The organism is Caldimonas thermodepolymerans, assembly GCF_015476235.1.
GTDB lineage: Bacteria > Pseudomonadota > Gammaproteobacteria > Burkholderiales > Burkholderiaceae_C > Caldimonas > Caldimonas thermodepolymerans.
This window is the reverse complement of sequence record NZ_CP064338.1, coordinates 294,759-315,853: the sequence shown is the minus strand read 5'-3', so window position 1 is coordinate 315,853 and position 21,095 is coordinate 294,759. Positions and strand designations below refer to the sequence as shown.

At 70.5% G+C, this 21,095-nt stretch carries 21 protein-coding genes; 11 read left to right on the top strand and 10 right to left on the bottom strand.

Annotated elements, in window-relative coordinates:
• The first annotated feature begins 15 nt into the window (after positions 1 to 15).
• From IS481_RS01545 to IS481_RS01495, 11 genes are all read left to right on the top strand, one after another.
• Positions 16 to 2,898 (top strand): PAS domain-containing hybrid sensor histidine kinase/response regulator, encoded by a 2,883-nt coding sequence (locus IS481_RS01545; protein ID WP_146079533.1) that lies wholly within the window; start codon positions 16 to 18, stop codon positions 2,896 to 2,898.
• A 30-nt stretch (positions 2,899 to 2,928) separates the two neighbouring features.
• Complete coding sequence (locus tag IS481_RS01540; RefSeq protein WP_104357729.1) at positions 2,929 to 3,849, top strand: LysR family transcriptional regulator; 921 nt, start codon at positions 2,929 to 2,931, stop codon at positions 3,847 to 3,849.
• A 206-nt stretch (positions 3,850 to 4,055) separates the two neighbouring features.
• Positions 4,056 to 5,018: an isopenicillin N synthase family dioxygenase gene (locus IS481_RS01535; protein ID WP_104357730.1), complete on the top strand. Its 963-nt coding sequence runs from the start codon at positions 4,056 to 4,058 to the stop codon at positions 5,016 to 5,018.
• A gap of 16 nt (positions 5,019 to 5,034) precedes the next feature.
• Entirely contained in the window at positions 5,035 to 5,844 is an 810-nt protein-coding gene (locus tag IS481_RS01530; RefSeq protein WP_104357731.1) for an alpha/beta fold hydrolase, read from the top strand.
• A 95-nt stretch (positions 5,845 to 5,939) separates the two neighbouring features.
• Positions 5,940 to 6,926, top strand: coding sequence for an ABC transporter substrate-binding protein (locus IS481_RS01525; protein ID WP_104357732.1), 987 nt, complete (start codon positions 5,940 to 5,942; stop codon positions 6,924 to 6,926).
• A gap of 154 nt (positions 6,927 to 7,080) precedes the next feature.
• Positions 7,081 to 7,821, top strand: a complete 741-nt coding sequence (locus IS481_RS01520; RefSeq protein ID WP_104357776.1) for an ABC transporter ATP-binding protein — start codon at positions 7,081 to 7,083, stop codon at positions 7,819 to 7,821.
• A 27-nt stretch (positions 7,822 to 7,848) separates the two neighbouring features.
• Positions 7,849 to 8,598, top strand: coding sequence for an ABC transporter permease (locus IS481_RS01515; protein WP_104357733.1), 750 nt, complete (start codon positions 7,849 to 7,851; stop codon positions 8,596 to 8,598).
• A gap of 24 nt (positions 8,599 to 8,622) precedes the next feature.
• The gene (locus IS481_RS01510; protein ID WP_104357734.1) at positions 8,623 to 9,135 is read left to right on the top strand and encodes a nucleoside deaminase; all 513 of its coding nucleotides are present in this window, start codon (positions 8,623 to 8,625) and stop codon (positions 9,133 to 9,135) included.
• Between the two features lie 13 nt (positions 9,136 to 9,148).
• On the top strand, positions 9,149 to 9,982 hold the full coding sequence (locus tag IS481_RS01505; protein ID WP_104357735.1) for an FAD binding domain-containing protein: 834 nt from the start codon (positions 9,149 to 9,151) through the stop codon (positions 9,980 to 9,982).
• A complete protein-coding gene (locus IS481_RS01500; protein WP_104357736.1) occupies positions 9,979 to 12,267 on the top strand; it encodes a xanthine dehydrogenase family protein molybdopterin-binding subunit in 2,289 nt (762 codons plus the stop codon). Before IS481_RS01505 ends, IS481_RS01500 begins: the two co-directional genes overlap by 4 nt.
• Entirely contained in the window at positions 12,264 to 12,794 is a 531-nt protein-coding gene (locus tag IS481_RS01495; protein ID WP_104357737.1) for a (2Fe-2S)-binding protein, read from the top strand. The genes IS481_RS01500 and IS481_RS01495 overlap by 4 nt, the downstream gene beginning before the upstream one ends.
• A 79-nt stretch (positions 12,795 to 12,873) precedes the next feature.
• Here IS481_RS01495 and IS481_RS01490 read toward each other — a convergent pair whose 3' ends face one another.
• The 10 genes from IS481_RS01490 to IS481_RS01450 form a co-directional block, all read right to left on the bottom strand.
• Positions 12,874 to 13,893 carry a TRAP transporter substrate-binding protein gene (locus IS481_RS01490; RefSeq protein ID WP_104357738.1) on the bottom strand — a complete coding sequence of 340 codons (1,020 nt, stop codon included), beginning with the start codon at positions 13,891 to 13,893 and terminating at the stop codon, positions 12,874 to 12,876.
• 37 nt (positions 13,894 to 13,930) lie between these two features.
• Entirely contained in the window at positions 13,931 to 15,211 is a 1,281-nt protein-coding gene (locus IS481_RS01485; RefSeq protein ID WP_104357777.1) for a TRAP transporter large permease subunit, read from the bottom strand.
• Complete coding sequence (locus IS481_RS01480; RefSeq protein ID WP_104357739.1) at positions 15,211 to 15,792, bottom strand: TRAP transporter small permease; 582 nt, start codon at positions 15,790 to 15,792, stop codon at positions 15,211 to 15,213. The genes IS481_RS01485 and IS481_RS01480 overlap by 1 nt, the downstream gene beginning before the upstream one ends.
• Before the next feature lie 91 nt (positions 15,793 to 15,883).
• A complete protein-coding gene (locus tag IS481_RS01475) occupies positions 15,884 to 16,702 on the bottom strand; it encodes a class II aldolase/adducin family protein (protein ID WP_419469236.1) in 819 nt (272 codons plus the stop codon).
• A gap of 173 nt (positions 16,703 to 16,875) precedes the next feature.
• The gene (locus tag IS481_RS01470) at positions 16,876 to 17,856 is read right to left on the bottom strand and encodes a LysR family transcriptional regulator (protein ID WP_104357741.1); all 981 of its coding nucleotides are present in this window, start codon (positions 17,854 to 17,856) and stop codon (positions 16,876 to 16,878) included.
• Positions 17,857 to 18,204: 348 nt separating this feature from the next.
• Positions 18,205 to 18,339, bottom strand: a complete 135-nt coding sequence (locus tag IS481_RS18470) for a hypothetical protein (protein WP_259371686.1) — start codon at positions 18,337 to 18,339, stop codon at positions 18,205 to 18,207.
• A 161-nt stretch (positions 18,340 to 18,500) separates the two neighbouring features.
• Positions 18,501 to 18,656 carry a hypothetical protein gene (locus tag IS481_RS01465; RefSeq protein ID WP_165908731.1) on the bottom strand — a complete coding sequence of 52 codons (156 nt, stop codon included), beginning with the start codon at positions 18,654 to 18,656 and terminating at the stop codon, positions 18,501 to 18,503.
• Positions 18,657 to 18,790: 134 nt separating this feature from the next.
• Positions 18,791 to 20,062, bottom strand: a complete 1,272-nt coding sequence (locus IS481_RS01460) for a solute carrier family 23 protein (RefSeq protein ID WP_104357742.1) — start codon at positions 20,060 to 20,062, stop codon at positions 18,791 to 18,793.
• 373 nt (positions 20,063 to 20,435) lie between these two features.
• Complete coding sequence (locus IS481_RS01455) at positions 20,436 to 20,621, bottom strand: hypothetical protein (protein WP_104357743.1); 186 nt, start codon at positions 20,619 to 20,621, stop codon at positions 20,436 to 20,438.
• Positions 20,618 to 20,881 (bottom strand): hypothetical protein, encoded by a 264-nt coding sequence (locus tag IS481_RS01450; protein ID WP_132765918.1) that lies wholly within the window; start codon positions 20,879 to 20,881, stop codon positions 20,618 to 20,620. The genes IS481_RS01455 and IS481_RS01450 overlap by 4 nt, the downstream gene beginning before the upstream one ends.
• Between the last annotated feature and the right edge of the window lie 214 nt (positions 20,882 to 21,095).

Genomic DNA, 21,095 nt, shown 5'->3' with positions numbered 1-21,095 from the left:
GCAGCGGCGCCTGCCGTGACCCGTCTACAGCCGACCGCCCTGACGCCCCCGAGCACCGCACGCCCCGCCGTCGTGCGCGGCGGCCACGTCGCCGGAGCGCTGCTGGGCCTGGCGGCGGCCGCGCTGGCGCTGTTCATGGAGCCCTCGGCGCTGCAGCGCGGCCTGGTCGCCGGCGCCGGGCTGGGTGCGGCCGCGCTGTTCGCCGCCACCGGCTGGCTGCACCGGCGCCACCTGCGCGCCGCCGCCGAACACGAACGCCGCTTCGAGGGGCTGCTCGGCATCGCCGCCGACTGGTACTGGGAAACCGACGCGCAGTTCCGCTTCACCTACGTGTCCTTCCTCGTCTCCGACCCGCTGGCGGCCGAGCAGCTGATCGGCAGGCGGCGCTGGGAGATCCCCGAGCACGAGGCCTCGCCGCAGGACTGGGCCGCGCACCGCGCGACGCTGGAGGCGCACCGGCCGTTCCGCGAGTTCCTGATAGGCAAGCGCATGCCCGACGGCCGCCTGGTGCACCTGTCGGTCAGCGGCGAGCCGGTGTTCGACGAGCAGGGCCGCTTCAAGGGCTACTGGGGCATCGGCCGCAACATCACCGCGCAGCGCGCCGCCTCGCTGGCGCTGGCCTCCAGCGAGCGGCGCTACCGCAACCTGTTCGCGCGTTCGCCGCTGGCGCTGCTGATCCACCGCGCCGGGCGCATCATCTCGGCCAACGAGGCGGCGGCCCGGCTGTTCGGCTACCCGGCCGCCGACGACCTGCTGGGGCTGGAACTGCTGTCGCTGTACGACCCGGCCTCGCGCGAGGCGGTGCTGCGGCGCCTGGCCCAGCTCGACGCCGCGCCGATCGGCGAGAGCCTGCCGCCCACCGATGCGGTCGCGCTGCGCCGCGACGGCCAGCCGGTGGACGTCACCGTCTCGAGCTCGCACGTGGACCTGCCCGACGGGCCGGCGATCGAGTCGATCTACCTGGACGTCACCGAGCGCCGCCAGGCCGAATCGGCGCTGCTGCACTCGGAGGCGATGCTGTCGCGGCTGTTCCACTCCAGCCCCGACGTGATCACCGTCTCGGAGCCCGACACCGGCCGCTACGTGATGGTCAACCCGGGCTTCCTGCGCATCACCGGCTACGAGGCGCACGAGGTGATCGGCCGCACGCCGGTGGAGCTGGGCCTGCTGCGCAGCGCCGACGAGCGCGAGCGCTTCCTGTCCGAGATCCGCCAGCACGGCTCGGTGCAGGACCTGCTGATGCACTACCGCACCCGCCACGGCCACACGGTGCTGGTGCAGCTGTCGGGCGCGATCTTCGAGGTCTCCGGCGTGCGCTACCTGCTGATGCTGGCGCGCGACGTCACCGAGCGCGAGCGCGAGCGCGCCGAGCACAAGGCCATCCTGGACAACGCATCGGTGGGCATCACGCTGATCCAGCACGGCCGCTTCCAGCAGGCCAACCGGCGCTTCGAGGAGATGCTCGGCTGGGCCCCGGGCGAGCTGATCGGCCAGCCGGTGCGCGCGATCTGGCCCGACCCGGCGCAGTTCGAGCGCGTCAAGCGCATCACCCGCGAAGGACTGTCGCGCCAGGCCCCGCTGGACTTCGAATGGGAGATGTTCCGCCGCGACGGCAGCCGCTTCTGGGCGCGCAGCCGCGCCAGCCGCGTCGAGGACGGCGGCAGCGACCGCAGCGCGACGATCTGGATCGTCGAGGACATCACCGAGGAACGGCGCGCTGCCGCCGACCTGGCCGCCGCCAAGGAACAGGCCGAGGCCGCCAGCCGCGCCAAGAGCGCCTTCCTCGCCAACATGAGCCACGAGATCCGCACCCCGCTGCACGGCGTGCTGGGCATGGCGCAGCTCGCGCTCGGCAGCGGCAGCGACGCGCAGCGGCGCGAGGAATACCTGCGCCGCATCGTCGACAGCGCCCAGACGCTGTCGGCCATCATCTCCGACATCCTGGACCTGTCCAAGATCGAGGCCGGCCGCCTGCAGCTCGACGCGGTTCCGTTCAGCCCGCGCGCGGTGCTGCAGGCGGTGCAGCGCAGCTACGCCGAGCAGGCCGCGCAGAAGGGGCTGGAGCTGGCGCTGCACGTCGACGACGGCGTGCCGTCGCAGGTCGTCGGCGATCCGGTGCGCACGCAGCAGATCCTCGGCAACTTCCTCGGCAACGCGCTCAAGTTCACCGAACGCGGCCGGGTCGTGCTCACCGCGCACCCGGCTGGCGAGGGGCGCCTGCGCTTCGAGGTGCGCGACACCGGCCCGGGCATCGAACCCGACGTCCAGCAGCGCCTGTTCGAGCCCTTCACGCAGGCCGACGAATCGATCTCGCGCCGCTACGGCGGCACCGGGCTGGGCCTGTCGATCTGCCGGCAGCTGGCGCGCCTGATGGGCGGCGAGGTGGGCGTGCACAGCACGCCGGGCCAGGGCAGCACCTTCTGGGTCGAGCTGCCGCTGCCGGAGACCGAGCAGGTGGGCCCCCGTCCGGACGACGCCGCGCCGCAGGACGGCCAGCTGCGCGGCAGGCGCGTGCTGGTGGTGGAGGACAACCCGGTCAACATGATGATCGCGGTCGCCACGCTGGAGCAGTGGGGCGTGCAGGTGGTGCAGGCCCACACCGGGCAGGAGGCCCTGGCCCTGGTGGACGCCGAGCACGGCCGCTTCGACGCGGTGCTGATGGACGTGCACATGCCGGGCATGAGCGGCTACGACGTCACCCAGGTGCTGCGGCAGCGCTACGACGCCCGGACCCTGCCCATCATCGCGCTGACCGCGGCGGCGCTGGTCTCCGAGCAGGAACGGGCGCTCGCGGCCGGCATGAACGACTTCATCCCCAAGCCGATCGACATGAACCGGCTGCATGCGGCGCTGGTGCGCTGGGTGCGCCGCGCCGAGGACCCCGCGCCCACCGCCTGAGCGCAGGCTTTGGGTCTACAGTCGCGTGCCATGAACATCCATGCGCGCGCGCTCAAGTACTTCGACACCATCCGCCGCTGCGGCTCGATCCGCGAGGCCGCGCGGCGCCTGCACGTGGCCTCGTCGGCGGTCAACCGCCAGCTGCTGCAGCTCGAGGAGGAGATCGGCGCGCCGCTGTTCGAACGCATGCCCGGTGGCCTGAAGCTCACCGCCGCAGGCGAGGCGTTCTCGCGCCACGTGATCAGCGTGCTGCAGGACGAGCAGCGGCTGCTCGCCGAGCTGGACGCGCTCAAGGGCATCCGCCGCGGCGAGATCAAGGTGATCTCGGTCGAGGGGCTGAACGCCAACCTGCTGCCCGCGGTGCTGGAGCGCATGCTCACGCGCTACCCGACCATCAAGATCACCGTGCGCTCGGCCGGCTCGGCGCAGACCGCGCAGGCGGTGATCGACGGCGACGCGGACGTGGCGATCGGCTTTTCGCTCGAGCGCAGCGAGGCACTGCGCCAGTGCGCGGTGGGGCGCTTCGCGCTCGGCGCCATCGTGCCGCCGGCGCACCCGCTTGCGCAGTCGCCGCAGGTGAGCTTCGCCGAGTGCGCACGCTATCCGCTGATCCTGGCCGGCCCGGAACTGTCGATCCACCACGCGATGAAGCCGCTGATCCGCAACCACAAGCGGCCGATCACGGTGCTGCTGGAAAGCGCCTCGATCGAGCTGGCCAAGACGCTGGCGATCCGCGGCGTCGGCGTGGCGTTCCAGACCCGCATCGGCATCGAGCGCGAGGTCGCCGACGGGCTGCTGGTGCACCTGCCGCTCAAGGCCCCGGGCCGGCTGCTCACCGAGCTGGGCGTCTACGTGCGCGCGGGCCGCACGCTGCCGCCGGCGCTGGACGCCTTCATCCGCTTCGTCGAGGACGAACTGGAGCAGCGCGCCGCGCAGGAAGCCGCCGCCTGAAGGCGTGCGATCTGCCGCGCGCATGCACCGCCCAGGCGCATGCACGGGCGTGCCTGCGCACATCCCGGCACCAGGCCGGCACACCCTGCACAAGCCTGGTGAAGTGATGCCGTTTCGGCATCACCCCGCGCAGAATTCTCTGCTATCGCGATCACGCACGGCTCCTTAGAGTGAAGCATCGACGCCCCTCGTTGATGCTTCACACGATGACGAACTTCGCCTCTGCCTCGCTGCCGGTGATCGACTTTGCCGGGTGGTACAGCGACCGCCCCGACGCGCGCCGCGCCGTGGCTGCCGCGCTGCGCGCCGCCTGCGAACACCACGGCTTCTTCTACCTGCGCCACCACGGCATCCCGGCCGACCTGCTGGCCGAGGCCTTCGCCCAGTCGCAGGCCTTCTTCGACCAGCCGATGCAGGCCAAGCTGCGCGTGGACAAGTCGCGCTCGCCCTGCAACCGCGGCTACGAGCCGCTGCGCGCGCAGGTGCTGGAGGCCGGCGCGCCGCCGGACCTGAAGGAAAGCTTCTACATCGGCCGCGAGGTGCCGCCCGACGACCCGCGCGTGCGGGCCGGCCGCTTCAACACCGGCCCCAACCTCTGGCCCGAGGGCCTGCCCGGCTTCCGCGCCGTGATGACGGCCTACTTCGACGCCGCCTACGCGCTGGCCGCCGACGTGGTGCGCGCGCTGGGCGCCTCGCTGGAGCTGCCCGAGGGCTACTTCGACGACTACCTGGCCGACGGCGCCGCGACGCTGCGCCTGCTGCACTACCCGCCGCAGCCGCCCAACCCCGCGCCCGGCGAGAAGGGCTGCGGCGCGCACACCGACTTCGGCGGCATCACGCTGCTGGCGCAGGACGACTGCGGCGGCCTGCAGGTGTGGGACGCGCGCGCCGGCCGCTGGATCGACGCGCCGCCGTTGCCGGGCTGCTACGTGGTCAACATCGGCGACCTGTTCGGGCGCTGGACCAACGACCGCTACCGCTCGACGCTGCACCGCGTGATCAACACCTCGGGGCGCGAGCGGCACTCCATCCCGTTCTTCTTCACCGGCAACCTGGCGCATGTCGTGTCCTGCCTGCCCGGCTGCCTGAAGGAAGGCGAATCGCCCAAGTACCCGCCGGTGACGGTGGAGCAGCACCAGCGCGACTGCTACCGGCGCACCTATGGCTAAACGCAACGCCCTCGCCATGCCCTCCCGCATCGATCCGACGGCCGCGAAGCACCTCGTGCTGATCCACGGCGCCTGGCAAGGCAGCTGGGCCTTCGACGCCTGGCGGCCGTACCTGGAGGCCGACGGCTGGACCGTGCACGCGGTCGACCTGCCGGGCAGCGCACATTCGCCCCAACAGGAGGCATCGCCCGGCCTGCGCACCTATGTGGCGCACGTGTGCGAGGTGATACGCCCGCTCGCAGGCCCCATCGTGGTGCTCGGCCACAGCGGCGGCGGCATCACCGCGACCCAGGTCGCCGAGGAACTGGCCGAGCGCCTGAGCGGCGTGGTCTACCTCGCCGGGATGATGCTGCCCTCCCGCTGGACCTACCGCGACGTGCTGCGCGCCTGCGAGGGCGAACAGCCCGGGCGCGACTTCTCGGGCATCGCGCCGCACCTGGTCTGGAACGAGGCGCGCAGCGCCAGCCGCGTGCCCCCCGAGGCGGCGCTGGAGATCTTCCTGCACGACTGCGAGGCGCAGGCCGCGCAGCGCGCTGCGTCGTTGTTGTGCGCACAGCCCGAAAGCGGGCGTGCGATGCACCCGGTGTGGACTCCGCAGCGCGCCGGAAAGGTGCGACGTGCGTACGTCGAGTGCACGCAGGACCGCTCGGTGGCATTGACCTTGCAGAGAAAGATGCAGGCGCTCACGCCAGGCGCCGTGCGCATCACGCTGGACTGCGGCCACGTGCCCCAGCTCGCCGCGCCGGCTGAGCTCTCCGCGCGGCTGCTGCCGCTGCTGGACGGGTGGGTCGCGGCCGATGCCGCGCTCGCCCGTGATGCCGCCTGACGCACGGCGCCCTGCTGACTGAACCCCTCGACTGAACCCCTCGGATTCGACCTGCTGACCCGCCCCCCTCTTAGTCTCGATTGAAGGAAAGTTCGATGAAAGCTCCCGCTCGCACCCTCGTTGCCCTGCTGCTGTCGGCTGCGGCCTGGACGGCCCACGCTGCCGACAAGGTCACGGTGCAGCTCGACTGGCTGCCCGGCGGCGACAAGTCGTTCGTCTATGCCGGCGTGAAGGAAGGCTTCTTCGCTGCCGAAGGCCTGGAGGTCACCATCGTGCCGGGCCGCGGCTCGGCCGATGCGGTCACCAAGATCGCCTCCGGCTCGGCCGACGTCGGCTTCGGCGGCATCTCCGCGCTGATGATGGCCGCAGCCGAAGGCGGCGTGCCGGTCAAGGCCGTGATGTCGATCTACGCCAAGCAGCCCGACGCGATCTTCACGACCAAGGGCAGCAGCATCAAGAGCCTGAAGGACGTGGTCGGCAAGACCGTCGCGACCTCGACCTTCTCGTCGAGCAACACGCTGTGGCCGGTGATCCTGGAGGCCAACGGCATCGACGCGTCCAAGGTCAAGCTGCTCAAGGTCGACCCGGCCACGCTCGCGCCCATGCTCGCGCAGGGCCGCGTGGATGCGACGATCAACTGGGTCACCGTCGGCCCGGCCGCCGAGAGCGTGCTCAAGCAGGCCGGCAAGGAACTGAACGTGCTGCCGTGGTCGGCCGCGGGCCTGGACGGCTACGGCTGGTCGGCCTTTGCCAGCGACAGGATGATCAAGGAGCGCCCCGAGGTGCTCAAGCGCTACCTGCGTGCGCTGCAGAAGTCGCTGCAGTTCGCGATCGCCAACCCCGAGAAGGCGGCCGAGGACCACAAGGCGCTGGTGCCCGAATCCGATCCGGCCGTGATCGCGGCCGAGTTCCGTTCCTCGATCCCGCTGATCGACAACGAGATCTCCAAGCGCGACGGCCTGGGCACCTTCGAGCCCAAGCTGCTGGCCGCGACCTGGACCTGGGTGGCCAAGTCCATGAACTACCCGCAGGACAAGGTCGACCCCGAGACCCTCGTCGACCGCCGCTTCCTGAGCAAGTAAGCCGTTCCCGCTTCGCCCGTTTCGTTTTCCCTGGATTGGATGGTTCATGCTGGCCCCTGTTTCCGTGAAGCCCCTTGACCTGGACCTGCCCGCGCAGCACGCGCCCGCCGCCCCGGCGCCCGAGGCGCGCGTGATCGAGCTGCAGGACGTCGGCATGGCCTTCCATTCCAGCGACGGCAGCCGCGTGCAGGCGCTGCAGGGCGTCAACCTCGCGCTGCGCCGCCACGAGTTCGTCTCGCTGATCGGCCCGTCGGGCTGCGGCAAGTCGACCATCCTGCGCCTGATCTCGGGGCTGCTGCGCCCCACCGAGGGCCGGGTGTCGATCTTCGGCCTGGAAGTCACCGAGCCGCGCGACGAGCTGGGCATGGTGTTCCAGAAGCCGACGCTGCTGCCGTGGCTCAGCGTGCTGGACAACATCACCTTCCCGATGCGGCACAAGTACGGCCGCGTCGACGCCCGCGACCAGGCCCGCGCGCAGGAGCTGCTGCAGATGATCGGGCTCAAGGACTTCGGCCACAAGCGGCCGACCGAGCTGTCCGGCGGCATGCAGCAGCGCGTCGCGATCGCGCGCTCGCTGCTGCACGACCCGGACATCCTGCTGATGGACGAGCCGTTCTCGGCGCTGGATGCGCTCACGCGCGACGAGATGAGCTTCGAGCTGCTGCGCATCTGGGGCGAACGCCCCAAGACCGTGGTGTTCGTCACGCACTCGATCCAGGAAGCGCTGCTGCTGTCGGACCGCATCGTCGTGATGAGCGCGCGCCCGGGGCGCGTGGCCGAGATCATCGACGTGCCGCTGCCGCGCCCGCGCAGCCTCGCGACCCTCAACGACCCCGTGTTCAACGAGCTGGCCAACGAGATCCGCCTCAAGGTCTTCACCCGCAAGCCGGCCTGACCCCGCACGCCCTTCGCCTGATCCACCATGCGCGCCTTCCTGTCCCGATACGCCTCGCTGTGGGCCTTCCTCCTCGTGCTGCTGCTGTGGGAGATCGCCGCCCGCGCGTTCCAGCTGCCCGTCTACGTGCTGCCCGCGCCCAGCGCCATCGCCAGCGCAGCGCGCGAGCTGGGCGTGGCGCGCTGGCTCGAACACCTGCTCGCCACGCTGGAGGTGGCCATCTCCGGCTACCTGGTGGCCATCGCCATCGCCCTGCCGCTGGCGGTGGGCATCACCAAGTCTCCGCTGCTGTCGCGCACGCTGCTGCCGTGGCTGGTGGTGATCCAGTCCACCCCCATCGTCGCGATCGCGCCGATCATCGTCGTCACGCTGGGCGCGGGCACGCTGCCGCGCGTGGTCATCACGACGCTGATCGCCTTCTTCCCCATCGTGATCTCCACCGCCACCGGCCTGGCCTCGGTGCCCGCGGAGCTGATCGAGCTGTCGCGCACGCTGCGCGCGCCGCGCATCCGCGAATACACGCAGATCCGCGTGCCCTACGCGGTGCCTTACATCTTCTCGTCGCTGAAGGTGGCGATCACGCTGTCGGTGATCGGCGCGGTGGTGGCCGAGTTCGTCGCCGCCGAGAAGGGCCTGGGCTACCTGATCCTGTTCGCCACCTCGTCGTTCAAGGTGCCCGTGGCGTTCGCGTCGCTGGCCATCCTCGTGAGCTGCAGCCTCGCGCTCTACGGCCTGATCGTCGGCGTGCACAAGCGCTTCTTCTCCTGGAGCGCCTGACCCCGACTGACTGATTCCACCGCCATGACCCAGACCCTCACCGCCGCCGCCCGCACCGCGCCGACGCGCGAGCAGATCGTCAGGCACCTGCGGCGCGCCAACGAAGTCGCCCAGCGTGCCGTCGCGCTCGGCCACCATCCGTTCGGCGCGATCCTGGTCGGCCCCGACCACGAGACCGTGCTGCTCGAGCAGTGCAACATCGACACGGTCAACCACGCCGAATCGACGCTGGCGCGCATCGCCGCGACCAACTACACGCCCGAGTTCCTCTGGACCTGCACGCTCTACACCTCGGTCGAGCCCTGCTGCATGTGCTCGGGCACCGCGTACTGGGCCAACATCGGCCGCGTGGTGTACGGCATGACCGAGGCCATGCTGCTGGAAGCCACCGGCGACCACGCGGAGAACCCGACGATGAGCGTGTCCTCGCGCTACGTCTTCGACCACTGCCAGAAGCCGGTGGAGCTGATCGGCCCGGTGCCCGAGGTGGTGCCCGAGATCGTCAGCCTGCAGCGCGCCTTCTGGGCACGGCGCTGAGACGGAGGCCGCCGTGTCCGTGTCGACTCCCGCCGTGAAGGTGCCGCCCACCGCCGCGCTGGCGGTGGCCTGGCGGCAGGCGCCTTCTGCAGTGCCCGTCGCCTATGTCGGCGGCGGCACCGCCTTGCAGCTGGCCTGGGGCGTGGAGCAGCCGCCCCCCGCGATGACGCTGATCGATGTCACGCAGGGCGCGGTGCCCGCGGGTGTCGCGCTGCATGACGGCATGCTGCACCTGGGTGCGGCGACGCGCCTGGAGGCGCTGCGCACCGATGCGCGGGTGCGCGCGCACGCGCCGCTGCTCGCGCAGGCGCTGGATGCGCTCGGCGCGCTGTCGGTGCGGCACCTGGCCACGCTGGGCGGCAACATCGGCTGGCGCTGGGGTGACACCCTGGCCGCGCTGCTGGCGCTGGACGCCGAAGCCGAGGTCGACACCGACCCCGTGCCGCGGCCGCTCGCCGAGGTGCTGCGCCGCCCCGTGCTGCCGCTGGTGCGCGCGGTGCGCGTGCCGCTGCCGGCCGCCGCGCCGGTCGCCGTCTACGAGAAGGTCGGCGCCCGCGCGGCCTTCAGCCCGTCGCGGCTGGCGCTCGCGATCCGCGCGCAGCTGGCGCACGGCCGGCTGCACGGGCTGCGACTGGCGGCCACGGCCGCGGCGTTGCCGGCACGGCGCCTGGCAAGGGCGGAGGCGGTGCTGGATGGCGCCGACTGCCGCAGCCTGCCCGCGCGGGCCGGGGACCTGCGCGCCGCGCTGCAGCAGGACCTGCACGACGACACCGACCCGCAGCGCGTGCGCCTGGCCGCGCGCCTGCTGCTGGGGCACCTGAACCGACGCCTGCCGCATTCCGCATGACGCCGCACCGACTCCTCGACCATGCGGCGCTGGTCGCCGCCCGCGAGCCGCGCCCCGACGCCGCGGCCAAGCTCACCGGCCATCCCGGCTACCTGACCGACCGCATCGCGCCGGGCCAGCTGCACGGCGCCATCCTCGGCAGCCCGCTGCCCCATGCGCGCATCGTGACGCTGGACGTCTCGGCCGCGCGCGCGCTGCCCGGCGTGCACGCGGTCGTCACCGCGGCCGACATCCCCGGCGACACGCACTACGGCCTGCGCCACGTGGACCGCCCCGTGCTGTGTGCCGACAAGGTGCGTTGCATCGCCGACCCCATCGCCGCGGTCGCGGCCGAGACCCCCGAGATCGCCCGTGCGGCGCTGGCCGCGATCCGCCTCGAACTCGAACCGCTGCCCGTGGTCGACGACCCCGAGGCTGCGCTCGCGCCCGAGGCACCGAAGCTGCACGAGGACCGCGCCAACGGCAACCTGCTACATGCCGCGCGCCTGCAGCGCGGCGACCTGGCCGCGGCGCAGGCCGCCTGCGTGCATGTCGTCGAGGCCGTCTACGAAAGCCCGCGCCAGATGCACGTGACGCTGGAAACCGAAGGGGGCGTGGCCGAGCCGGACGGGCAAGGCGGCCTGACCCTGTACTTCGGCTGCCAGAACCCCGAGCGCGACCGGCAGGTGATCGCCGCGATGCTGCGCCTGCCGCCCGACAAGGTGCGCGCGGTCGGCATGCCGGTGGGCGGCTCCTACGGCGCCAAGGACGAGCTGACCATCCAGCCCATCGCCGCGCTGCTGGCGTGGAAGAGCGGCCGCGCGGTGCGCCTGCACCTGAGCCGCCCGGCCTCCACCGACCTTGGCGTCAAGCGCCACCCGATGCGCATGCGCATGCGCACCGGCTGCGATGCCGAAGGGCGGCTGCGCTTCCAGCAGGTCGACATCCTCGCCGACACCGGCGCCTACGCGACGCACGGCCCCGAGGTGCTGGACGCGGCCATCGAACACGCGGTGGGCCCCTATGCCTACGACGCGGTCGAGGTGCAGGGGCGGCTGGCCTACACCAACAACGGCATCGCCGGCGCCTTCCGCGGCTTCGGTGCGGTGCAGGTGCAGTTCGCGCTCGAGCAGCAGATCGACCGGCTCGCGCGCGCCAGCGGCCTGGGGCCGGTCGAGTTCCGCCGCCGCAACCTCGCCGCCCCCGACGCGCCGGGCCCGATGGGCCAGGTGGTCGCGCCCTTCGACGGGCCGCACCGCGCGCTGGACGTGATCGCGCAGCACCCGCTGTGGCGCGAGGCGGCGCAACGCGCGGCCGACCCCGCCGCCGACGCACGCTTCCGCCGGGGAGTGGGCCTGGCCCTGGTGCACCGCAGCGACGGCTTCGGCCGCGGTGGCCCCAACGGCGCGCGCCTGGCGCTGGCCCTCGGTGCCGACGGGCGCATCGAGCTGCGCGCCAGCCTCACCGAGATGGGGCAGAACCTGCTGGGCGCCACGCGCGCCATCGTCGCGCGGCAGCTCGGCTGCAGCGAGGACGACGTGCGCCCGGTGCTGGGCGACTCGGCGCAGGCCCCCGACACCGGTCCGGCCTCGGCCTCGCGCTCGACCACGCTGGTGCACCGCGCGCTGCACCGCCACGGCCCGGACTGGGCCGCGCGCCTGACCGCGCTGGCAGCCGACGTGCTGGGCGTGCCGGCGCAGACGCTGCGCTGGGGCCCTGGCGGCTGGCATGCGGGCCAAGCCTGCGTGCTGCGCTACGCCGAGCTGGCACAGCGCCTTGCCGCCGCCGGCACGCCACTGCCGCACCTGGAGATCGAGCTGCCCGGCGAGGAAACGCCCAGCGCGATCGACGCCGCGCACTACGTGTTCGGCGCCTGCGCCGCCGCCGCGCAGGTCTGCGTGGACACCTGGACCGGCGCGGTGCGCGTCGAGCACCTCGCGATCGCCGCTGCGCTCGGCCCGGTCGCCTCGCGCATGGGTTTCCTCGGCCAGATGGAAGGCGGTGCGCTGATGGGCCAGGGACTGGCGACGACCGAGGACCTGCCGACGCGCGAGGGCCGCTACCTGGCGCGCAACCTCGACGGCTACCTCGTGCCCACGCTGGCCGACGCCCCGCGCTACGACGTCACCGCGATCGAGAACCTCATGGAGGGCGACGAGATCGGCCCGCGCGGCGCCGGCGAGATCAGCGTCAACATCGCCGCGCCGGCGGTCGCCAACGCCGTGACCGCCGCGATCGGCATGCCGGTGGACCGCCTGCCCATCAGGCCCGACACCGTGCTGGATTACCTGGAGCAAAACCCATGACCACCGCGACGCTCACCGAGCCCGCATCGCAAGCCCCCGGTACCGCCACGGCAGGCGAGTCCGACACCCCGGCCGAGGTCGAGGTGTCCTTCGAACTGAACGGGCAGGCAGTGCACGTTCGCTGCGCGCCGACGCGCCGGCTGCTGTCGCTGCTGCGCGAGGACTTCGGCCTCACCGGCGCCAAGCCCGGCTGCGAGGTCGGCCGCTGCGGCGCCTGCATGGTGTGGCTGGACGACGTGCCGGCCAACGCCTGCCTCGTGATGGCCTGGCAGCTGGCGGGCCGGCGCGTGACGACCATCGAGGCGGTCGCGCAGCGCCCCGAAAGCGCGCCGGTGCGCGAGGCGCTGGCCACCTGTGGCGGCCTGCAATGCGGCTACTGCACCGGCGGCTTCGTGATGACGCTGACCCACCTGCACCAGCAGCAACCGCGGCCCAGCGCCAGCGAGGCCAGCGAGCTGCTGTGCGGCCACCTGTGCCGCTGCACGGGGTACGGCGGGATCCGGCGCGCCGTGGACCAGCTATTCTGAACCGACGTCCACGGCCTGCGGGACCGGCGACGGCACGGCGCGCTGCCGGCCTCGCCCGGTCCACCGGGTCACGACCTGGTCACTGCTGCTGTTGGCGCACCTTCGCCACTTCGGCGAGGAACTCGTCGACCAGCGCGGCGCCGATCTGCTGCTTGTGCTGCGCGATCACCGGCGCGACCGCCTGCGCCATGCGCGCGCGCTCCCGCGGAGTGATGTCGGTGTAGATGGTGCCGTGCTGCTTTGCCTTCTCGATGGCCTTGGCCTCCATCTCGCGCGAGACCTTGCGCTGGTCGGCGCGCACTTCCTCTGCCGCCTCGCGCAGCAGCTTCTGCTCGTCCGGCGTCAGCTTGTTCCAGCTCGCCTGCGAGACCAGCACGATCAGCGGGTTGTAGACGTGGCGGGTGCTGGACAGGTGCTTCTGCACCTCGTAGAACTTGTTGGTCTCGAAGGCAACGATGGGATTGTCCTGCCCGTCCACCGCATTGGTCTCCATCGCCGTGAACAGCTCGGTGAATGGCAGCGGCACCGCGTTGGCACCCAGCGCCTTGAAGGTGTCGAGCATCAGCGGGGCCTGCAGCACGCGCAGCTTCAGGCCCTGGATGTCCTCCAGCTTCGCGATCGGGCGCTTGTTGTTCGACAGGTTGCGGAAGCCGTGGTCCCAGTAGGCCAGGCCGACCAGGCCACGCGGCAGGCGCTCCATCATCTTCTTGCCCAGCGGGCCATCCAGCACCGCGTCGGCCTCGCGGAAGTCCTGGAACAGGAAGGGGATGTCGAACACGCCGTATTCGGCCGACAGGCCCACCATCAGCCCGGGCGGCATGGTTGTCATGTCGATCGTGCCCCCCTGCAGCGCAGACAGGGTCTGGATGTCGCCGCCCAGCGTGCCGTTGTGGAAGATGCGGATGTTGATCTTGCCGTCGCTCTTCTCGCGCACGCGCTTGGCGAACTGCTCCACGCCATAGCCCATGTGACTTTCCTTGGGCTGCACGTGCGAGAAGCGCAGCGTGCGGTTCTTGATGTCCGCGGCATGGACCTGGCTCGCAGCCATGAACGCCGGCAGGAGCATGCCCAGGGCCAGGGTCTTCAACAACTTCTTCATGCAAGTCTCCTTCATGGTTTGGAATGTGGAGGAAGGATCAACCCGCGAACCAGCGCGCCGGCACGGTGACCAGTCCAGGGAAGAACACGAGCAGGTACAGCACGGCGACCTCGACGATCAGGAAAGGCCAGACACCCTTGACGATCTCCTCCATGTCGAGGCGCGAGACGCTGCGCACCACGTTGAGCACCGATCCGACCGGCGGGGTGATGAGGCCGATCGAACAGGCCACGATGAAGACCACGCCAAAGTAGACCGGGTCGATGCCGGCCTGCTTCACCACCGGCAGCAGTACCGGCGTCAGGATGAGGATCATCGGGATCATGTCCATCGCCATGCCGACGACCAGCAGCAGCGTGACGATGGCCAGCATCAGCAGCCGCGGCGAGCCGATCAGCGGTGCGAGCAGCTCCACCACGATGTCCGGCAGCTCGGCCACCGTGATCATCCACGCCGCCACCATCGCCGCGGCGATCAGGAACATCACCGTTGCGCTCATCCTGGCCGTGGCGAGCATCGCGTGGACCAGCGCCTTCATGTCCATCTCGCGGTATACCAGCACCGAGACCAGGAGCGCGTACACGGCCGCGACCACCGCCGCCTCGGTCGGCGTGAACACGCCGAAGCGCAGGCCCACGACGATGATCACCGGCAGCAGCAGGGCCCAGAACCCGCTGATCACCGCCTTCACGACGGACGCCCAAGGCTGGCGCGGCATCGGACTCAGGGCGGTGCCGCGGGTCTGCCAGTACCAAGCGGCGGCCAGCGCGATGCCGATCACGAGGCCCGGGACGATACCGGCGAGGAACAGCCGGGTGATGGAAACCCCGCCGGTCACGCCGAAGATGATGAAGCCGATCGACGGCGGGATGATCGGCCCGATGATGCTGGTGGCGGCGATCAGGCCGCCGGTGGAGGCCTTGTCGTAGCCGGCGCGCATCATCATCGGCAGCATCAGGGCCGACAGCGCCGCCGCATCGGCCACCGCCGAGCCCGACAACGCGGACAGCATGCAGCCGGCCACGATGATCACGTAGCCCATCCCACCGCGGATGTGACCCACCAGGGCCATCGCGACGTCGACGATGCGGCGCGACAGGCCGCCCACGTTCATGATCTCGCCGGCCAGCAGGAAGAAGGGCACCGCCATCAGCGGGAAGCTGTCCGCCCCGTTGATGAGGTTCTGCGCGACGATCTGCGCATCGAACATGTCCTGGTGCCACATCAGCGTCGCGCCGCTGATCAGCAGGGCATACGCGATGGGCATGCCCAGCGCGATGGGCACCAGCAGGGACCCGAGGAACATCGCCAGCACCATCATGACAGGGCCTCCTGCTTGACCACCCCTCCGCCGGCCTTGGCCGCCGATGCCTGTGCGAGGGCGTCCATGTCGCCGTCCTCGCTGGCCTGCACGATCACCGCCTCGTCCTCGGCAAGGTGACCGGTCAGCGCCCGGTACAGGTCATGCAGCAGCATCAACCCGACGGAGATGCCGAACACGACGCCGGTGCCGTAGAAGATCGCCATCGAGACGCCGGTCACCGGCATCGTCGTGTCGAGGTTGATCACCATCTGCTGCCAGCTGCCCACCAGCAGCAGGCCGGTGCAGCCCAGCATGCCCAGCTGGCTCAGCACCAGGCATGCGATGCGCCCGCGGTGGCCCAGCCGGCGCACCAGGCTGTCCACGCCCAGGTGCAGGCGTTCGCGCATCGCGACGATGGCGCCAAGGAAGGTGCTGATCAGGAACAGGAGCCGCGACAGCTCCTCGGAGACTTCCAGTCCGGAATTGAAGGCGTAGCGCAACACAACGTTGCCGAACACCAGGACCACCATGGCGCCCAGGCAGGCCACGAGGGTGATGTTCAGGAGGCGGAACCAGCCCCTGACGATGGTTTGCATAGCGTCTCCTTGCAGGCCGGCCACTCGGGCCGGCCGCCCCGGCGCAATCGAGGTTGCGCCTTGTTGTTATGGGAAAACCGCGTCGTGGCCGTCACTCGAACATGTCAGGCTGGGTGGCCGCGAGGTGCTCGTAGATCGGCTGGAAGTGCAGCCAGCCGATGTACTCGCTGCCGACGTGCTCGCGGCTGTAGCGCGAGCGCTCGGGCGACACCAGCACCGGCTGCTGGCCCGTGGCCTCGATCATCAGCTGCTGCTTGCAGCAACGCTCCAGCGCGATGAACCAGAACGCGGCCGAGTCGATGCTGTGGCGACTCACCGTGAACAGGCCGTGGTTCTGGTGGATGGCCGCCTTCACGCCGCGGAACTTGTCGCACACCGAGCTGCCGGCCTGCGTCTCCACGGCCACCTGGCCGGCTTCCTCGCGGATCACGACATGGTCCTCGAAGAAGGCGGCAGCGTCCTGCGACAGCGGCGCGAGTGGCTTGCCCAGCGCGGCGAACGCCGTGCCGTACTCCGTGTGCGCATGGCACATCGCGACGATGTCCGGGTTGGCGGCATGCACCGCGGCGTGGAGCACGAAGCCGGCACGGTTGACCGCATAGCCGCCTTCGAGCACCTTGCCCTTGTGGTCGACCAGGATCAAGTTGCTCACCTTGACCTGCGCAAAGTGCACCGCCATCGGGTTGGTCCAGTACAGCTCCGGGAACTCCGGATCGCGCACTGTCAGGTGGCCGGCAAAGCCGTAGTCCAGACCGTGCTGCGCGAACGCCCGGCAGGCCGCCACGAGGCGTTCCTTGAGGTACTGGCGCTGCTGTGCCTTGGTCTCGAAGGTCGGGATGCTCGGGAACTTCAACCCCGGCTGCTCGGGTTGATAGATCGATTCACGGCCAGCGAGCTTTACGGCGGTCACGGGCGCGCGGGCAAGGTTCTCGGTCATCGTCGTGCTCCTGCTTTGTTGTTGATGGATGTCAGGTGCAGACGATAGGTACGACCTTGACATGGACCAATACGGCGGCACCGATAACATTTATGCGCAGCCAGAATGGATGGCTGCGTCCGCGCCAGGGACGCGGGGGAGCGACGTCAGGTCGACGCCACCTCGACAACCGCCCGCGACATCGCGGCTCCGGCGGCTGCCGGCGGAGGCGTGTCGCGCAGCCACGGGGGGTTCGCGAAGTACTCGACGCAGTGGTTCACGAAGGCGCGCACGCGCGGCGCGTTGCGGTTGCCGTGCAGGTAGACGGCATGGATGGCCGAGGAATCGTCGCGCACGTTGTAGTCGGCCAGGATCTCCACCAGCTCGCCACGCCGCAATGCCGGCAGGGCCAGGTGCTCGGCCAAGCGCATGATGCCCATGCCGGCCACGCACATCTGGTACAGCGTGCTGCCGTTGTCGGTGTGGAAGTTGCCGCGCGCCTCGAAGTGCTCGATGCGCCCGTTGATGCGCAGCGGCCAGCGGTTCAGGTGCTTGTGCATGCCGTCCCACAGCAGGCAGTTGTGCTGGCCGCTCTCCAGGCTGGCCGGCGTCACGGGCGTGCCGTGGCGCGCGAGGTAGGCAGGTGAGGCCACGATGATGCGGTGCAGGTGGCACAGCTTGCGGCTGACCAGCGTCCCGTCGTGGATGCGCCCCATGCGGATCGCCACATCCACGTGGCTGCCGATCAGGTTCACGACCGCGTCGGTCAGCGACACGTGTACCGACAGCCGGGGGTAGGCCTGCAGGAAGCCCGGCAGGCAGGGCACGACTTGGTCCAGCCCGAACGCCAGGGGCGCGCTGACGTGCAGCGTGCCCACCGGATCGTCGGCGCGCATCTCGGCTTCGGCCTGCTCCAGCATGTCGAGCACGCGGGTGCACAGCGCCAGGTAGCGCTCGCCTTCCTGCGTCAGGCGCTGGATGCGGGTGGACCGGTGCAGCAGCTTGCAGCCCAGGCGCGCCTCGAGCGAGGCGATGGCCCTGCTCACCACCGGCTGGCTCACCCCCAGCCGCACGGCCGCCGCCGTGAAGCCGCCCGTCTCCGCCACACCCTTGAAGATGCGCATCTCCACCAGGCGATCGTCCTTCATGTCTTGTCTCCTCTGGCCGCCACCATACGGCAAGCCGCGCGGCCTTGCTGGGAAGGCCGCGTGCGGAAACCGCGCAGGAAGAAAACAGTGCCCGGCATGTGGCGAGCGCACGGCGCACGCTCAGGCCGCGACCAGGTGGACTGCGCTTACCTGGGCCACGGCATGCAGCCGAGGAAAGCGGGGAACAGGCAGGCCCCCCGGGGCCTCGGGGGATCAGGCCGCCAATGCCAGCCGGACGCCGACTCGGAGGCGACTCGGGACAGTGGATCGCCGGAAAGTCTTGCCGTGGTGCATCCGACCGCAGGCCGCCTCAGCGAGGCGGCCGCAACCGTGAGACGGCGTCGCACCTCACGCCGCGCCGAGCAGCACGGCGCCAGCCGCCACGTAGGGCAGCAGCAACTTCACGGCTTCGATGACGACGTCGGGCGCTTGCCAGTGCTTGATCACCAGCAGCGGGGTACGGATGGATTCACGGAACGACATGATCTGCATCTCCTGGAGTTGAGGTTGCGTTTCGGGTGCTTCAAGGCGAACGCAGGCGACCGGCTCGACATGGCGAAGCCGGAGACCAGGTGGCCGGGAAGCGGTTGCGTGGCGCAGCGGCGCGACGACGCCCACCGCGCGCGGTGCAGGACCGAAGGAACCTAACGGTCGGGGATGCTGAAGGCCGAGCGGCGGACGATGCGGCGCTCGATGCATGCCAGGCGCATGCAGTTGGCGTCGTTGCGACGCTTGAGGGCGTAGACACGAGGCAGGAGTCGCCTTGCGTCACGCCCGCCAATGCTGGCGGGTGTCAACATGGGGTCTCTCCTTCTGCGGTGCAAGACGGCACCGCAGCCTCCACTCTAGCGCAGCGGGCAGGTTTTTGCCTGCCCGCCCGGCGAAGACCTTGAGCCAGCGCAGGGACAAGGTTCGCCGCGCCGGCAGTGGACGCTCACTTCGAGCGGTTCAGCAGGGCGTAGAGGATGATGGCGCCGAAGGTCGCGGTGCCGATGCCGCCCAGCGCGAATTCACCCAGGCGCAGCGTGTAGTCGCCGGTGCCCAGGATCAGCGTGATCGCGGCGACGATCAGGTTGGTGTTGTTGCTGAAGTCGACCTGGTTGTCGACCCAGATCTTGGCGCCGGCCACGGCGATCAGGCCGAACACGACGATGGACACGCCGCCCATCACCGCCACCGGCACGGTCTGGATCAGCGCGCCGAACTTGGGGCTGAAGCCCAGCACGATGGCGATCAGCGCGGCGACCACGAAGATGGCCGTCGAGTAGATCTTGGTGGCGGCCATCACGCCGATGTTCTCGGCGTAGGTGGTCACGCCGGTACCACCCGAGGCACCCGAGACGATGGTGGCGATGCCGTCACCGACGAAGGCGCGGCCCATGTACGGGTTCATGTCGCGCCCGGTCATGGCGCTGACGGCCTTGATGTGGCCCAGGTTCTCCGCCACCAGGATCACCGCCACCGGCGCGATCAGCAGCATCGCGTTGGCGTCGAACACCGGCGAGGCGAAGCCCGGCATGCCGAACCACGGGGCGTTGGCCACCTTGGAGAAGTCGATCGGCTGGCCCAGGCCCAGGCCGTTGGTGAGCACCGCGTAGATGACGGTGGCGACGATCAGGCCCACCAGGATCAGCAGGCGCTGCACCATGCCGCGGGTGAACACCGCGACCGCACCGACGCTGACGAAGGTCACCGCCTGCATCCACGCGTCGAACGGCGTGGGCGCCATGTTCTTGATCGGCACGGCCGCCAGGTTCAGCCCGATCACCGCCACCACCGCGCCGGTGACCACCGGGGGCATGAAGCGCTCGATCCAGCCCGTTCCCACCGCCATCACGACCAGGCCGATCAGCGTGTAGAGCACGCCGCAGGCGATGATGCCGCCCAGCGCGACGCCCAGGTTGGGGTTGGCCCCCTGCCCGGCGTAGCCGGTGGCGGCGATCACCACGCCGATGAAGGCGAAACTGGAGCCGAGGTAGCTCGGCACCTTGCCGCCGACGATGAAGAAGAAGATCAGCGTGCCGATGCCGCTCATCAGGATCGCGACGTTGGGGTCGAACCCCATCAGCAGCGGCGCCAGCACCGTCGCGCCGAACATCGCGACGACGTGCTGCACGCCCATCGCCAGCGTCTGGGGCCAGGGCAGCCGTTCGTCCGGCGCGACGATCCCCTCGGTTTTCTCGCGCCATTGCGGGAACAGACTCATGAAGGAAACTCCTGTCGTTGTGGAACAGCTGCCGCACCGCGCGTGGGCAGCGCGCCCGGCAGTGTAGGAGTTTCGGGCGGGATCGGAACCGCGGAAAGCACGGGGGGCGCACGCATTCGCATGCGTGCGCCCCGCCCATGGTGCCGGCGGCCCGATGGGTGCCGCCCGGCGTCTCGACGGCACAGCAGGCGCTGCAGCCGCCGATCGCGTCCGCCGCCGGGCAGTGGCTCCCGGTACGGCGGCGCTCCCTCAGCGAAGACGGAGGGCTGGGGCTCTCGCTCTCACCTGCCCCGACCGCCGCCCTCTCCCTCGACGTCCCAGAACTTGTTGCAGATTTCCTGGGGACTGCTCGTTCGTTGCCTGCTTCGCAGGTTCAGCGCATCCGCAGCGCCAGCGTGCGTTGCGCGGGCTCGACGCGGGATTGCAGCACCTGGTACTGACGCAGGCCTGTCGTCGTCCCGGACGGCAGCGTCGCGGGGCGCTGCTGCCGTTGCTGCTGGGCGGCCACGTGCTGGGCCAGGACGGTGGAGGCACTCGCAGAAGCGGCAAACTGTTTCATGGCTGGAACCACTGGCTGGGTGCGAAATCGGTGCACAGGAAGGCCGGCGTGCGGCTCGGCGTCCTGAACAGCTTGGACAGCGTCGGCCAGCGGCTGCGCTGTCCCTCCTCGACCTGCGCCGGCGTCAGGCGCAGCAGCGACGAACGCCCGCCGCGGCCATGCATCGCGACCGCGGCCGACAGTTGCGAGCGGCTGCGGCGCGCCACCAGGCCGACCATCGACAGGGAGCCCGGACGGCGTTTGGAAGACTGGTGTGGCATAGGGCTTGCGTTTTCCGGATGACGGCCCTTGCAGCGCAGCTTTCGTGCCAGCGCGCCGATCCGTAACGAAAATCCCCGTTCCCGCGGCGTTCTCCCAGGGAGGCCCACCCGCACGCCAATACATTTGGTTGCATTTATGGCGGGATTCGTCAGACGCAAAACGGCACCGCACGCCCCCGGCTCCCGTCTTGTGTCAAGCCCCGCGCGGCGATCC